A 14,275-nucleotide genomic window follows, 5' to 3' on the forward strand; every position below is an offset into this window, starting at 1 on the left:
CCGGATCACCCCGCGGCCAGACCGCACCACCACCGTCAGCCAGCCGCTGACCGTCTTCCCGTCTCCGGGTGAGCAGAACCTGATGGCGCGATTCCAACCAGCAGGACCGGGCTTCGTATGCTGACCGGAGCCAGATCCTGACCACCGGCAACTGTACCGTGCGCGAGCCTCCGGTGGATGCTGTCAGCCACCGTCACAAGTTTCAGTGGAGCGTGTCCGTGAGCATGTTCTTCCTCAGCTACGCCCATAGTGACGGCGTGGGGGGCTGGGTACGCAACTTCTACCTCGATCTCCGTGACGAGCTCACCCGGAAGACAACCCTGGACCCGAGCACCATCGGCTTTCAGGACGTGGACATGCGATCCGGTACCCGCTGGGCGGACACACTCGCCAACGAGCTTGCCCGCTGCCAGGTCTTCGTACCACTCTACTCACCACGCTATTTCAACAGCGATTTCTGCGGCCGGGAATGGCAGGTTTTCTCCGAGCGCTTGGCAGCGATGGAGACCGTGAACGGTAAATTCCCACCACTGATCTTCCCACTTCTCTGGGAGCCACCGAGCGCCCTGCGCCTGCCCGACTTACCCGCCGTCGCACAGGCCATCCAGTATCGCGAGTTCAACGATGAATACATGAATCTCGGCCTCATGAAAATAGTAAAAAACAAAAAAGACCCCTCTCTGGCACTCAACTACGACAAGATGCTGGGCGCAATTGTTCTGGAAATAAAAGATGCCGCCGAAAAACACGCGCTTACCCCGATGGCCCGGCCGCCGGATCTGGCGGCAACGAAGAATGCCTTCGCGAAGAAAACTGGATTACCGGGTGGAGCGGTCCGCCCGGGGGACGCCGGCAACGCAACCGGAGCCGACCAAGTGCATTTCATCGTCGCATCGGGAACTGCCCCCGAACTGGCCCGGGACTCCGATCCCTACACCTACTACGGAGCCCGTCCGACGGACTGGTCGCCCTTCCGCCCACATGACACCGAACCACTCGTCCACATCGCCGCCGCCATTGCGATCGACCAGAAGATGACACCCTACCCGGAAAAGCTGGACAGGCAGCTCGTTGAACGCCTTGATGCCGCGGACCGAGACAATGAACTGGTGGTGTTACTGGTGGACCCACGTGCCATGAGCCTGCTGGACCGCATGCAAATCCTTCATACCTATGACAGCCGTTTCGACCCCAACAGCGCGGTCATGATTACCTGGAATAACACCGACGTATCCGCGGCGAATTGCCTCTCCGGGCTGAAAGCCGCCTTCCCCAAGAAGAACCGGAAACCCGACCAGAGTTTCTACCGGGCGATACACACTCCGGACGAGTTCCGCCGTACTCTGATTGAGGTACTCGTCTACCTCCAAAAACTGCTGATCGGCGAAGCCGACTCCAGCCGGACCGCCGATAGTGGCGATCATATCCGTCAGCCCCAGCTCACGGGTCCTACGGTGGGTGCATGAGCATGCCTGCCGACCGCCAGCCGGGGAAAATCGTGACATTCTACTCGTACAAGGGTGGAACGGGCCGGACGATGGCGTTGGCGAACATCGCCTGGATCCTCGCGAGCAACGGCCGCAGGGTGCTCGTCGTCGACTGGGATCTTGAGGCCCCCGGCCTACACAGATACTTCCATCCCTTCCTCGTCGACCCCGAGCTGGCCGGTTCGACGGGTGTGATGGACATGGTCTGGGACTATGCGCTGGCCACCCTTGACACGCAGGGCGACCCGTCGCCCGGTTGGCATGAGCCCTACGCTGATGTGCTCAACCACACCGTTTCGCTGCGGGGCTTCGAGCCCGGCGGTGTCCTTTCACTCCTGCCGGCGGGACGCCAGGACGACGCGTACGGCGCCAAGGTCAATTCGTTCGACTGGTCCAGCTTCTACGACAAGCGCGGCGGCGGCGCTTTTGTCGAGGCAATGAAGCAGAGCATGGCCGCGCAGTTCGACTATGTCCTGATCGACAGTAGGACCGGTCTCAGCGACACCGCCGGTATCTGCACGGTCCAGCTACCCGACATTCTTGTCACCTGCTTCACCTTCAGCACGCAGAGTATCGCCGGAACAGCGGCCGTGGTGGAGTCCGTCCGGCGGCAGCGCGGTGAGCGAGATATCACCATCTGGCCGGTCCCGATGCGCGTCGAGGACGGCGAAACCGCCAAGCTGGAGGCAAGCCGCGACCTGGCACGCATCCACCTCGACCATCTTTTGAAAGGCCTCGATGAAAATGCCCGAGACCGCTACTGGGGAGCCGTGGAAGTTCCATACAAGACCCTCTACGCGTACGAGGAGACGCTCGCTACCGTAGGCGACCGCCCTAATCAACAGGGCACTATCCTCGCGGCCAGTGAACAGCTGACAGGTTATCTCACAGACCAGGAAATCGTACGGCAGGTCCCCCTGGAGGAGAGTGAACGCCGTCAGCTGGCCCGGCAGTTCCAGCGGCAGCTAAGAACCACCGCGGAAGAATTTTCGGCGGATTTTCTCATCAGCTACTGTTCGGCGGACAGTGCCTGGGCTGAGTGGCTAGCGTGGCAGCTCGAGGCAGCTGGATACCGAGTCATAATTTCGACAATTGATGTCGTTCCTGGAATCGACTGGATAACGGATCTCGGTCCTGGAACCAACTGGATAGAGGCTCTCGAGCGGGCTATGAGCTCGTCACACCGCATCTTGTTGGCCATCGTTTCCCGGGCATCCATCAGATCTCGGTCCGCGCTATTTGAATGGCAGATTTCCTGGCTTTACGATGCAACCCAGGCCAGCCCTCGGATCATCCCGGTCCGGGTGGAGGAGACAGCGCTGCCCGGCATGCTGGCGCAGATCGTCGGGATTGACCTCTGGGGACTTGATGAAGCCGCGGCCCGGGAGGTTCTGCTGGCCGCGATCGGCGCGGCCGACACAGGACGGTCAAAACCCACTGCGCCTCCGTCCTTCCCTCCTCCCACCCGGAAAAGCTCGGGCCCCAGACCCTCCGGGCAAGGCCGCTACATACCGGCCCCCTTCCCCGGTGGACCGCGGGAGGAGTAGCGATGACTTTCCCGTCACCGGGACACCCCGACCGCCAAGATCGTGACGACCTGGGTATGGGAACGGCTTTCATCCGAGCGGTTCGATGATCCGATCGATGAGGGCTTCCAGGGCCGCGTCGTCACCGACCAGGCTCCGGGCCGAGGCGTGGTCGTTCTCGTCCCGGCTCACCTGGTCCCAGCGCAGGCGCCACCCGGCCGCGGCTGCAAGCTGACGGAAAAAGGCACGCTGTGTACGGCCGTTGCCCTCCCGGAAAGGGTGCAACGCATTCACCTCGCCGAGATATCTTGCAACGCACTCGATCATCCGACCGTGTGACAGGCCGACAAGATATGCGTCCGCGGCCAGCCTGGCGAACACCTCGGCTCCGGCGTCCGCGACGAACGACCAGTGCGCAAAGAGAATGGGCCGCCCGATGTCGACCACACGAATCTCACCGGCCCACGGATAGACGTCGCCGAACAGGACACGGTGAAACCGCCGAAGATGGTCGAGATCGTAAAGGCCCGGCAGTACCGCGCGACGCAGCTCCACATCACGTATGGCGACGATCTCCGCTTCGACCGCGACGAGTTCGTCCGCGTCCCGGATATCCAGAAGATTACGCAGGCAGGGAGAATCGGCCCAGCAATATGGGTCAGCGCCGTCCACGGTGCGACGCAATCACCGCCGCCACCGCATCATCGGCCGACCGCCGGCCACTGGCCACCTCGACCAGCTCAGCCAACGCATCCCCGGACAGTTCCACGCCCTCCAACCGGGTGCTGGCCGCGACGTCGGCCACCGCGTCCGGCACGGTCATGTACTGACGCCCGTAGTACTCCCGCATCAGCTCAGGAAGAATCGACCGGTTGGAACGCGCCGACTCGGCCAACCCGGCGCGGGCCTCACGCCAGGGGAGGTCTGTGTGCGTCAGTTCGGACAGTTCATGAGCAGTGAACCCGCCGTACCGCTCAATTACCCAGGAAACCGTCTCCGCGGCCCGTCCGGTAACCCGATCCGCGCTGCCGGACGGCCACGAAATTACCAGATACCGCCGACGATGCTGATCGTACAGGTGACGCACGACCGGACCCTGGCGCCATGCCTCGATCTCATCCGGGAAAAGTGGGCGCCCGTGGCGGGCTAGATGCCACGCCTGAGCATAATACACCAGCTTCTGTAGCTTCATCGGCGACATCGGTCCGACACGTTCCACAACCTCGGCAGCAAGGTCATCGACCCCGACATCACCGATTCCGTTAACGCCGGCGAAATGTGCAACAGTCAAAGCACACCTCCGTTGCGTCCAGCCGGCATTTTGTCGGACCGAAATCTCATCAAACTGTACCTGGTCCGCAGCGATGACGACAGATCCGTCGCAGTCAGAGCGCGTTTGAGATCGGGCTTTCGATCAGTGAGCCGCGTCCAGGCACCCCCTGGCAAGGCGGAAGGCCGAAGCGATACCGGATGAGTTGTATCGGTGTGGCCGACAACGCAGCCAGGGGGCGGCCCGGACGCGGTGAGCCGGAATGACGATCTCAAACGCGCTCCCAAGCCCGCTACGGCTGGCAGGACCGCCGGCCTCGGGGTCCGCCGAATCCGGGTGCCACGCAGCGCACGACCGCGTTCCGCTGGCCGGTCCACCGCGACCAGGTGGCGGGTTGCGCACGTCGGTGGACAGAACGGGCCATAATCGCCTCTCGGTTCGAAGACTCCCGGGGACCAGGACAGGGTGAGCGAGTGAGCGGCGAGTGAGCAGAGTGATGAACGTCTTCGGCGCCGCGTGGGGCATCGTCGAGGGGGCGGCTGACCGCTGGTGGCAGCTGGCCTCCGGCCAGACACTGCACTGGATCGGGATCATCCTGGGCGTCGCCGTGGCGCTCAGCGTCGCCGGGCATGTGGACCGATGGATCGAGCGCGGGCGCTTCCACATCACCCTGCGGCTGAACGGTTACCGCAGCCACGGCGAGTACGTGGGCGGCCCCGAATGGCGGGCCAGACGGCGGCGGTGGCTCGCCGAAACCGGCAAGCGTCCGTGCCACATCTGCGGGAAGCCGTGGCAGGACGGGCCGTCCGGCGTCGGCTACCACGCACACCACGTCGACTACTTCCGGGCCGGCTCAGGGCACGAGTCCAACCGGGATCTGGTCCCCATCTGCCACCACTGCCACACCCGCGTCCACAAGGTCGACCGCTACCGGGGGCCGCTCGGGACCCGCGCCCTCGGGCTGTCGCTGCGGCGCTGTACCGGTCTGATCCGCGCCGTCTACTGGCCGGTGCGGGCGCTGCGCGGTGGCTCCGGAAGCACCCACGCGCCCGCGGCCCGCCGGTCGATCCGCCGGCCAACCCGCAGGCCACGGCGCCGGGCTGTCCCCCGCGCGCAGGTACCCGGCCAGGACGGCACGAACCACCACACCAGTCAGCACACCGGCCGTCGCCATCGGCCGACAAGTGCGGGCAGGTGACGGTGGGATCCCGCCGTCCACTACGCTGGTCGTAGCGGACGGCGATGACGGGACGAGTAGCGGCGGGCGCAGCCAGGGACGACCGGTGACGGGTGTCCAGCGAACCGGGGACGGTGGAAGCCCGGCGGCCAGCGCGTCGTGAAGATCACCCCTGAGCTGCCGGAAGAACAGGGCGTCACCCGCCCTCAGTAGATCCGGTACCGCGTGTGAAGAGTGGTCGTCCAGGCTGCCGCGTACCGGCGTCCTGAACGGCAAGGAGGGTGGTACCGCGGTACCACCGCGCCCCGGTGAGATGCCGGGTACCGCGGGGTGTCGTCCCTCCGTTGGAGCTTGATCCCCGACGGAGACACACGATGCCCAGCCACGGAACACCCGCTCACGACATGCCCGCTCACACGATGCCAGCCTTCCCCGCGCTGCCGACCCAGGTCGACCTGCCCGCCCTCGAACGTGATGTCCTCGAGCGCTGGAAGGACCTGAAGGTCTTCGAGCGTTCACTGGCCGCGACCGCGGACGGGCCACAGTGGATCTTCTATGAGGGCCCGCCCACCGCCAACGGCAAGCCCGGTACCCACCACGTCGAAGCCCGGGTCTTCAAGGACCTGTTCCCCCGCTACCGGACGATGCGTGGCTTCCACGTCCCACGCCGCGCCGGCTGGGACTGCCACGGCCTGCCGGTGGAGCTCGCCGTGGAAAAGGAGCTGGGCTTCACCAGCAAGAGCGACATCGAGGCCTTCGGGATCGCCGAGTTCAACGCCCGCTGCCGCGAGTCGGTGCTGCGCCACGTCGCGGACTTCTCCCGGATGACCGAGCGCATGGGCTACTGGTGTGATCTGGACAACGCCTACCGGACGATGGACACCCCCTACATCGAGAGCGTCTGGTGGTCCCTCAAGCAGATCTTTGACAAGGGCCTGCTCGTCGAGGACCACCGGGTCACGCCGTACTGCCCGCGCGACGAGACCCCCCTGTCCGACCACGAGGTCTCCCAGGGATACGCCGACGTGGTCGATCCCTCGGTGTACGTCCGCTTCCCGGTGACCTCCGGCCCGCTCAGCGACGCCGGGGTGAGCCTGCTCGTCTGGACGACCACCCCATGGACGCTGGTGTCCAACACCGCGGTCGCCGCGCATCCCGACGTCACCTATGTCGTCGCCCGGACGGCGGCTGGCGGGCGCGACGGTGAGCTGGTGCTGGTGGCCGAGCCGCTGCTCGGTTCCGCGGTGGGCGCGGACGCCGAGGTCATCCGGACTCTTCGGGGAAGCGATCTCGCTGGCGTGACCTACGCCCGGCCGTTCGAACTGCTGCCGATGACGGATTTCAGCGCCGGGCCCGCGCATGCGGTGGTGCTCGCCGACTACGTCACCACGACCGATGGCACCGGGCTGGTGCACCAGGCCCCGGCCTTCGGCGCCGAAGACCTCGCCGTCGCCCGTGCGTACGGCCTGCCCGTGGTCAACCCGGTGGGCCGGGACGGCCGGTTCCTCGCCGGCACCCCGCTGGTCGGCGGGGTGTTCTTCAAGGACGCGGACGCGGCCCTCATCGACGATCTGCGCTCGCGCGGGGTGCTGTGGCGGGCCGAGGACTACACCCACAGCTATCCGCACTGCTGGCGCTGCCACACGCCGCTGATCTACTACCCGCTGCCGTCCTGGTACATCCGGACCACCGCGATCGCTGACCGGCTGCTGGCGGAGAACGAGCGCACCGACTGGCACCCCGAACGGATCAAGAACGGGCGGTTCGGCGAGTGGCTGCGCGGCAACGTCGACTGGGCGCTGTCGCGCAGCCGCTACTGGGGCACGCCGCTGCCGGTCTGGCGCTGCACGGCCGATCCGGCCCACCTGACCTGCGTCGGATCGCTGCTGGAACTGTCCGGCCTGGCCGGGCGTGACCTGTCCGCGCTCGACCCGCACCGGCCGTTCGTCGACGATGTGACGATCGCCTGCCCGGCCTGCGCGGCGGTGGCGCGGCGGGTACCGGAAGTGATCGACGTCTGGTACGACAGCGGAGCGATGCCGTTCGCCCAGTGGGGAGCCCCACACCGCAACGCTGAGCAGTTCGAGGGCCAGTACCCGGCGCAGTACATCTGCGAGGCCATCGACCAGACCCGCGGCTGGTTCTACACGCTGATGGCCGTGGGGACGCTGGTGTTCGACCGCTCCGCCTACGAGACCGTGCTGTGCCTGGGCCTGCTCCTCGACGCCGACGGCCGCAAGATGAGCAAGCACATCGGTAATGTGCTGGACCCGTTCGAGCTGTTCGACCGGCACGGCGCGGACGCGGTGCGCTGGCTGATGCTCGCGGCCGGGTCCCCCTGGGCGGACCGCCGAGTCGGTCATGAGGCCCTTGAGGACATCGTCCGCAAGGTGCTGCTGACCTACTGGAACACCGCGTCGTTCTTCGTCCTCTACGCCAATGCCGGCGGCTGGGCACCAGGCCGTGCTCCCGCGTCCGACCCGCGGACGCGCCCCGTGCTCGACCGCTGGGTGCTGTCGGAACTGCACGCGGCCATCACGGAGGTCACCGAGGCGCTGGACGCGTTCGACTCGCTGCGTGCCGGCCGATGCCTGGCCCGCTTCATCGACGACCTGTCCAACTGGTACGTGCGGCGCTCCCGGCGGCGCTTCTGGGAGGCCGATCCGGACGCCCTGGACACCCTCTACGCCTGCCTGGACGGCCTGACCCGGCTGATGGCCCCGTTCACACCGTTCCTGACCGACGCGCTGTGGTCGAAGCTGGTCGTCGGCGTCCGGCCGCAGGCCCCGGACTCGGTCCACCTGGCCGACTGGCCGCGGGCCACGGATGATCTCGTGGACACGCGGCTGGCGGCCCAGATGGACCTCGTCCGCCGCGTCGTCGAGCTCGGGCGGGCGGCCAGAGCGAGCAGCGGTGTGCGCACGCGCCAGCCGCTGGCACGCGCGGTCGTGGCGGCGCCCGAGTTCGCCGGGCTGCCCACGGACCTGCGTGCCCAGATCGCCGACGAACTCAACGTCGCCGCCGTCGAGGGTGCCACCGCCGACGTGGTCGACGTGACCGTGAAGCCGAACTTCCGGGCGCTGGGCCGCCGGTTCGGCAAGCGGACTCCGCTGGTCGCGGCGGCCATCGCGACCGCCGGCCCGCCCGTGCACGGCCGCCTCACCGTCGAGGTGGACGGGGAGCGGCTCGACCTCGACGGCGATGATCTGATCATCACCGAAACGCCCCGGGAGGGATGGGCTGTGACATCGGAGTCAGGCCTGTCCGTCGCTCTCGATCTGGAGATCACTCCCGCGCTGCGGCGCGCCGGCATCGCCCGGGACGTGGTGCGGGTCCTCCAGGACGCCCGCAAGACCTCCGGCCTGGATATCACCGACCGCGTCGACATCCGCTGGTCGGCGGACACGCCGGCTACGGCGCAGGCCCTGCTGGAGCACGGCTCCGCCGTGGCCGCCGAGGTCCTCGCCGTGAGCTTCACGCGGGCTGTCGGTCCCGACAGCGGTGGCTCCGCACCAGCCACGGGGAGCGGGCATAGCGCACCGGATCTCGGGCTGACCTTCTGGCTGAGCCCGGCCAGCGCGGCAGGCTGACCGGCGGCAGGCTGACCGGCGGCAGGCTGACCGGCGGCAGGCTGGCCGGCGCGGCTCGGGAGACCTATTCCCGGGATGAGCGCCGAGCCTGCCGGAGCACGCCGACCGGCAACAGGGCGGCCGAGACGAGGCCGGCCACAAGGGACGCGTAGGCGAACACGGCGTCACCAAGGACCCCCATACCGAGCAGCACGGCTGAGAGCAGGGCCAAGATCCCACTGATGGTAATCATATGCGCCCGGGACGTCAGCGGAGCAGGGTCCGCGCGCTCTTCGGCCGGCTAGAAATCCTGTAGCCCGCTGGAGTCCCGACGGGCTGGTTCGATGTCGGGACCGCGGACACCGCCGTTGTCGCTTCCCCGTGCCATCGCTGCTCCCGCGCCCAGCGGCGGCCCAGGCGGGAAAGCGGACGCGGCGACGGGACTCGCGGCCGGCTGCTGTGAGCCGGCGGCGATCCCGGTCGGAGGCGGCGGGGGCGCGGACCCGGGGTTGAGCGGCGGGCGCGGGGTACCGCCCGGACCGACCGCCGGCTGCGTCGGCATACCGTCCAGATCGCGTAGCTGCATCTCCAGGTAGGCACGCAGCCGTGTGCGGTATTCGCGCTCGAAGGCACGCAGCTGCTCGACCTGGCCCTCCAGCCGGCGCTTGTCGTCCTCGAGGCCACCGAGCTGCTCGGCAACGTGTGCCCGTGCCTCGCCGATGATGCGGTCGGCGTCCGCCCGGGCCTCGCGGCGCGCACGGTCAGATTCGCTGCGGGCCTCCCGCAGCGCCTCGTCCGCCGTACGCTGCGCCAGCACGAGCGTGCGGGCCACCCGCTGTTCGATCTCGGCATCCAGTTGGGAGTTGCCGGTGCGGGCCGGGGCCTGGGCCGACGCGGGCACCGCCGGCATCACCGCGGTCGCGGCCGCCGGCTGCGCCGCCACGGGACGCTCGCGGGCGGCCTGCGCGGCCTGCACCGCCTGTGCGGCCTGTGCCTGGGCCTGCGCCACCTGGCGCCGCGCCTCCTCCAGCTGCCGGCGCAGCTGCTGGTTCTCCTCAAGGACCTGAGCGGGTACGCCTGGGCCGCCGCCGCCCACGCGGCGTGCCTCGTCGAGCTGCCGACGCAGATCGGTGTTCTCGTCCAGAAGCCTGGTGAGCTCACTCTCGACATCATCGAGAAAGGAGTCGACCTCGTCCTCGTTGTACCCGGTGCGGAACCGAGTCGGACTGAAGACCTTGTTCTGCACGTCCTGCGGTGTCAGAGCCACGTCGCCTCCTCATGATGCGGCATTGCCGCTCCCCCGGAGAGGGCGGTCCAGCGGCAGTCTGCCGTGCGCGTTCGCCGTGCGCGCGACTTGGTCACAGCCCATCCGCGAGTCTCCGCAAGACCATGATAACAATTAAGATCAATAAGAAACCAAGGTCAAATGCAACACTGCCAACCCGCAGAAGAGGAATAAACCGGCGGACGAATCTCAACGGAGGGTCCGTGACCGTGTACACAGTCTCAAAGACTAGTACCAGAACTCCGGCCGGTCTGAAGGTGTGGTTCAGCGAGAGCACAAGATCTATCACCGCGCGCGCAATCAGCAGCAGCAGATAGACAAGAAGCAGCGCGGAGATCACGTCACCAAGTGCGCTGATGGCGGACGCTCCTGTGCCTGCGGGGACCGTGGTCCGATGACGGTTGACACGTGATCATGACTGATTGTAGAAGCCACCCTCACGGATGCGCCGTTTGTCGGTCTCGGTGACCTCGACGTTATGCGGCGAGAGCAGGAACACCTTGTTGGTGACCTTCTCGATCGACCCCCGCAGGCCGAACACGAGGCCCGCGGCGAAGTCGACCAGCCGCTTGGCATCGACGTCATCCATCTCAGTCAGATTCATGATAACCGGAGTCCCGTCGCGAAACTCCTCCCCGATCTGCCGTGCCTCATTGTAACTACGCGGCTGCAGTGTGGTAATACGATAGGGCGACGGCTCCTCGACCGCGGACGGCCTGCGCATCGGGACTGGGCCTGTCGGCCGGAGTTGTTCGACCGGGGGGCGACGCGGCATCGCAGGCGGCTCCTCACGTGCATCAATACGACGGACCGACCGCTCCGCGGGCATGGGCTCACGGGCGTCACGCCGGTCGTCATGACCGGCGTCGTGACCGCCATCGTCGTACTCGTCTTCGAGGTAGTCTTCGTCCTCCTCGGCCAGACCGAGGTAGACCATCGCCCTGCGCGCGACACCCATGGGCGCGACTCTAAGGGACACCACGCCGTTGACCGAACAAAGCCGTCCCGATGCGAAGGTGTGTCGCGCCTTCGGCCACCGCCTCCGCAAGGTCCCCAGACATACCCGCGCTGATCACCGACGCATCGGGGTGCCCTCGCCGAAGCACGTCCGAAACCTCACGTAACCTGGCGAAGGCCGGGCGAGCCGGCGCGCCGCGGGGCGCAACCCCCATCACCCCGGCGAGAACGAGCCCCCGGCTGCCCACCACCAGATCGCCGAGGGCGGGTATGTCCGCTGGCGCCGCGCCGCCTCGACCGGCGCTGGCGCTGTGCCCGTCCAGCGACACCTGCAGACAGACGACGATCTCGCAACCGTGCGCGACCGCCGCGCTGGACAGCGCCGCGACCAACGGCGCCCGGTCGACCGACTGGACCCAGTGCGCCCACTGTGTCACCGAACGGGCCTTGTTGCGCTGGAGCTGACCGACGAAATGCCAACAGGGCGGGGACAACGGTATGGGCGCCGGGCCCGGCAGGCCGGCCTGGCGCGGTTGGCCCACCCGGCGCCCCCGCTCGGTCCCCTGGCCGGTCCCCTGATCGATCCACTGGTCGGCGCCGCGCGAGCCCGACTGCGACGCGGCCGAAACCTCACCGTCAAAAAGGTGTTTCGTCACAGCTGCCGCCTTTGGGCGAGCCTCCTGCTCCCGGTTTTCCGCGAAGTCGGTGACCCCCAGCTCACGCAGCAGCACAACATCCGCCGCTGGCCAGGTCTTGCTCACCGCGACAAGGGTGAGCTCGTCGGCCGCACGCCCTGCCGCGGCCGACGCGACGGCGATCCGGTCACGGACGTCGGCGAGGTTGAGCCGCAGTTCCGCACGCCGGCCAGCATCCGCCAGCGGTGGCCCACCAACGGCGCTCACGGCTGGCTCCGCCCAGGCGGCGACGGCGGCGGTAACATCGCCGCCAGCGCCGGGCCGGACCGGCCAGGGACGCTCACAGGGCCGCTACCGACACAGACAGCAGCGGGCACGGCCGGCCTGGGCGTGGCCAAGCGGACCCGGGCCGGCACCGTCCCCGACTACTTGAGAAAGTCGGGGACGTCGAGCTCGTCGTCATCCTCGGTGATCGGCCGGACCGACCGCCGCGACGTCGGGTAGCTCGGCCGATGGCCCTCCCGCGGCTCCCGATACGGCGGATAGCCCTCATCGGCGCCGGGCTCGGCACCGTCGCGTCGAGACATGGGCCCGTCGTGACCGTAGTCCCGGTCGTCGGACACATCCGTCACATGCCCGGGAGCGGACGTCCGCGGCTGGCCCGGCGAGGACGGGGCAAAAGCCGGCGAGGGGCTGTAGGCCGTCGGCGAGGAATAGGTCGGCTGCGGGTTCGTCGAGGGCTGGGGCGAGGGGGTGTGTGCCGCCTGCGTCACCACGGAAACCGGCCGCGGCTGCGGCGTGGACGCCGCGAAGACCGGCGGTGATCCGACCGTCGCCGGTGGGGCGGACGGCGTGGTGGCGGACGGCGCCACGGTCGCGCCGGGCGTGACGGCAGGTGCCCCACCGGCTCCGGCGGGGCCCGGACCGGCGGCCCCGGGCCCCGCCGGCTGACCGTTACCGGGCCGTCGGGTGCTCGCCAGGCCACGAGTCCGGCGGTCCTGGACGGTGTCGAAGCCCGCGGCGATGACCGTCACGCGGACCTCGTCGCCGAGCGCGTCGTCGATGACCGCACCAAAAATAATGTTCGCTTCGGGATGGGCCGCGTCCGCCACCAGCTCGGCCGCGGCATTGATCTCGAACAGGCCAAGATCAGATCCGCCCGAGATGTTCAGCAGCACCCCTTGAGCGCCGTCCATGCTCGCCTCCAGGAGAGGCGAGGCGATGGCCTGTTCGGCCGCGACAATGGCGCGGTCGTCTCCGCGGGCACGCCCGATACCCATCAACGCGCTGCCCGCATGCGACATGACGGTCTTGACATCGGCGAAGTCGAGGTTGATCAGACCCGGCGTGGTAATGAGATCGGTAATGCCCTGAACACCGGAGAGCAGGACCTGGTCCGCGCTGCGGAACGCGTCCAGCACACTGATGTCACGATCCGTCATCGCCAACAGCCGGTCGTTCGGAATGACGATGAGCGTGTCAACTTCATTACGCAGGGCGTCGATTCCAGAATCCGCCTGGGTTGCCCTGCGGCGCCCTTCGAACGTGAACGGGCGGGTGACGACACCGATGGTCAACGCGCCGAGCGACCGGGCGACGTTGGCCACCACCGGCGCGCCGCCGGTGCCGGTACCACCGCCTTCCCCCGCGGTCACGAACACCATGTCGGCGCCCTTGAGGACCTCTTCGATCTCCTCGCGATGATCTTCGGCAGCCTGGCGACCGACCTCCGGGTCGGCGCCCGCGCCGAGTCCTCGGGTGAGCTCCCGGCCGACGTCGAGCTTGACGTCGGCGTCGCTCATCAGCAGGGCTTGGGCGTCGGTATTGATCGCGATGAACTCGACACCCTTGAGCCCAACCTCGATCATGCGGTTGACGGCGTTGACGCCGCCACCGCCAATCCCGACGACCTTGATCACCGCCAGGTAGTTCTGAGGAGCTGCCATGCGGTGTCGGTCCTCCAGCGGCATCGGTGGGCGGACGGGGGACATGCCCCAGCCGCCCGGTGCAGCGGGGAAGGCGGCGCCGAGTGGATGGAGCGGGGAACGGCTGATGAGCTTCAACCTTCACCGTCAGCTAGACGGTTAATGTTATGTCAACTTCCAACCGTGGACCGGACAGTAGGGACGCGCAGCGCGGGGGTCAAGGACGCACCCGGCGCGTCACCCGGAACCTTTGCGTCCATCGGGTCACATCATTGCGCACCCGGGAAACGATCGCCTCCCATCCCGCAAACCCGAGTACTATGCCGCGCCACCAGCCACCCCCTGACGCGTCTCAACCTCGGGAGGTGACCACCCTTTCGAACGGGAAGATCCCGCATCCGACACGAACCACAAACGACGGCCGCGCAATGACCAGACTATGAC

At 67.6% G+C, this 14,275-nt stretch carries 12 protein-coding genes; 4 read left to right on the top strand and 8 right to left on the bottom strand.

Annotated features, from left to right (window positions below):
* Positions 1-224 precede the first annotated feature (224 nt).
* Both MJ797_RS05650 and MJ797_RS05655 read left to right on the top strand, forming a co-directional pair.
* Positions 225-1,466 carry a TIR-like protein FxsC gene (locus MJ797_RS05650; protein WP_239332584.1) on the top strand — a complete coding sequence of 414 codons (1,242 nt, stop codon included), beginning with the start codon at positions 225-227 and terminating at the stop codon, positions 1,464-1,466.
* The gene (locus MJ797_RS05655) at positions 1,463-3,034 is read left to right on the top strand and encodes a KGGVGR-motif variant AAA ATPase (RefSeq protein ID WP_239332528.1); all 1,572 of its coding nucleotides are present in this window, start codon (positions 1,463-1,465) and stop codon (positions 3,032-3,034) included. The genes MJ797_RS05650 and MJ797_RS05655 overlap by 4 nt, the downstream gene beginning before the upstream one ends.
* A gap of 69 nt (positions 3,035-3,103) precedes the next feature.
* Here the strand turns inward: MJ797_RS05655 and MJ797_RS05660 are convergent, their stop codons facing one another.
* The gene (locus MJ797_RS05660; protein ID WP_239332530.1) at positions 3,104-3,685 is read right to left on the bottom strand and encodes a Fic family protein; all 582 of its coding nucleotides are present in this window, start codon (positions 3,683-3,685) and stop codon (positions 3,104-3,106) included.
* Positions 3,672-4,304: a Panacea domain-containing protein gene (locus MJ797_RS05665; RefSeq protein ID WP_239332532.1), complete on the bottom strand. Its 633-nt coding sequence runs from the start codon at positions 4,302-4,304 to the stop codon at positions 3,672-3,674. Before MJ797_RS05665 ends, MJ797_RS05660 begins: the two co-directional genes overlap by 14 nt.
* A 463-nt stretch (positions 4,305-4,767) precedes the next feature.
* On the opposite strand from MJ797_RS05665, the gene MJ797_RS05670 reads away from it, so the two are divergent.
* Positions 4,768-5,481: a hypothetical protein gene (locus tag MJ797_RS05670; RefSeq protein ID WP_239332534.1), complete on the top strand. Its 714-nt coding sequence runs from the start codon at positions 4,768-4,770 to the stop codon at positions 5,479-5,481.
* Positions 5,482-5,834: 353 nt separating this feature from the next.
* The gene (gene ileS / locus MJ797_RS05675; RefSeq protein WP_374581511.1) at positions 5,835-9,050 is read left to right on the top strand and encodes an isoleucine--tRNA ligase; all 3,216 of its coding nucleotides are present in this window, start codon (positions 5,835-5,837) and stop codon (positions 9,048-9,050) included.
* A gap of 64 nt (positions 9,051-9,114) precedes the next feature.
* Here ileS and MJ797_RS05680 read toward each other — a convergent pair whose 3' ends face one another.
* The 6 genes from MJ797_RS05680 to ftsZ form a co-directional block, all read right to left on the bottom strand.
* Positions 9,115-9,282: a hypothetical protein gene (locus MJ797_RS05680; RefSeq protein WP_239332536.1), complete on the bottom strand. Its 168-nt coding sequence runs from the start codon at positions 9,280-9,282 to the stop codon at positions 9,115-9,117.
* A 48-nt stretch (positions 9,283-9,330) separates the two neighbouring features.
* A complete protein-coding gene (locus MJ797_RS05685; RefSeq protein ID WP_239332538.1) occupies positions 9,331-10,296 on the bottom strand; it encodes a DivIVA domain-containing protein in 966 nt (321 codons plus the stop codon).
* Positions 10,297-10,387: 91 nt separating this feature from the next.
* Positions 10,388-10,642 (bottom strand): YggT family protein, encoded by a 255-nt coding sequence (locus tag MJ797_RS05690; RefSeq protein WP_239332588.1) that lies wholly within the window; start codon positions 10,640-10,642, stop codon positions 10,388-10,390.
* A gap of 84 nt (positions 10,643-10,726) precedes the next feature.
* Complete coding sequence (locus MJ797_RS05695; RefSeq protein ID WP_239312200.1) at positions 10,727-11,272, bottom strand: cell division protein SepF; 546 nt, start codon at positions 11,270-11,272, stop codon at positions 10,727-10,729.
* A gap of 10 nt (positions 11,273-11,282) precedes the next feature.
* Complete coding sequence (locus tag MJ797_RS05700) at positions 11,283-12,173, bottom strand: YggS family pyridoxal phosphate enzyme (RefSeq protein WP_239332540.1); 891 nt, start codon at positions 12,171-12,173, stop codon at positions 11,283-11,285.
* A 158-nt stretch (positions 12,174-12,331) separates the two neighbouring features.
* Positions 12,332-13,852 carry a cell division protein FtsZ gene (ftsZ, locus tag MJ797_RS05705; RefSeq protein ID WP_239332542.1) on the bottom strand — a complete coding sequence of 507 codons (1,521 nt, stop codon included), beginning with the start codon at positions 13,850-13,852 and terminating at the stop codon, positions 12,332-12,334.
* Positions 13,853-14,275 lie beyond the last annotated feature (423 nt).

This window comes from Protofrankia sp. CiP3 (assembly GCF_917627345.1).
GTDB lineage: Bacteria > Actinomycetota > Actinomycetes > Frankiales > Frankiaceae > Protofrankia.

Coding starts and splice junctions, on each gene's coding strand:
- MJ797_RS05695 (WP_239312200.1), bottom strand. CDS start 11,272: ATGGGTGTCGCGCGCAGGGCGATGGTCTACCTCGGTCTGGCCGAGGAG.
- ileS (WP_374581511.1), top strand. CDS start 5,835: ATGCCCAGCCACGGAACACCCGCTCACGACATGCCCGCTCACACGATG.
- MJ797_RS05680 (WP_239332536.1), bottom strand. CDS start 9,282: ATGATTACCATCAGTGGGATCTTGGCCCTGCTCTCAGCCGTGCTGCTC.
- ftsZ (WP_239332542.1), bottom strand. CDS start 13,852: ATGGCAGCTCCTCAGAACTACCTGGCGGTGATCAAGGTCGTCGGGATT.
- MJ797_RS05650 (WP_239332584.1), top strand. CDS start 225: ATGTTCTTCCTCAGCTACGCCCATAGTGACGGCGTGGGGGGCTGGGTA.
- MJ797_RS05655 (WP_239332528.1), top strand. CDS start 1,463: ATGAGCATGCCTGCCGACCGCCAGCCGGGGAAAATCGTGACATTCTAC.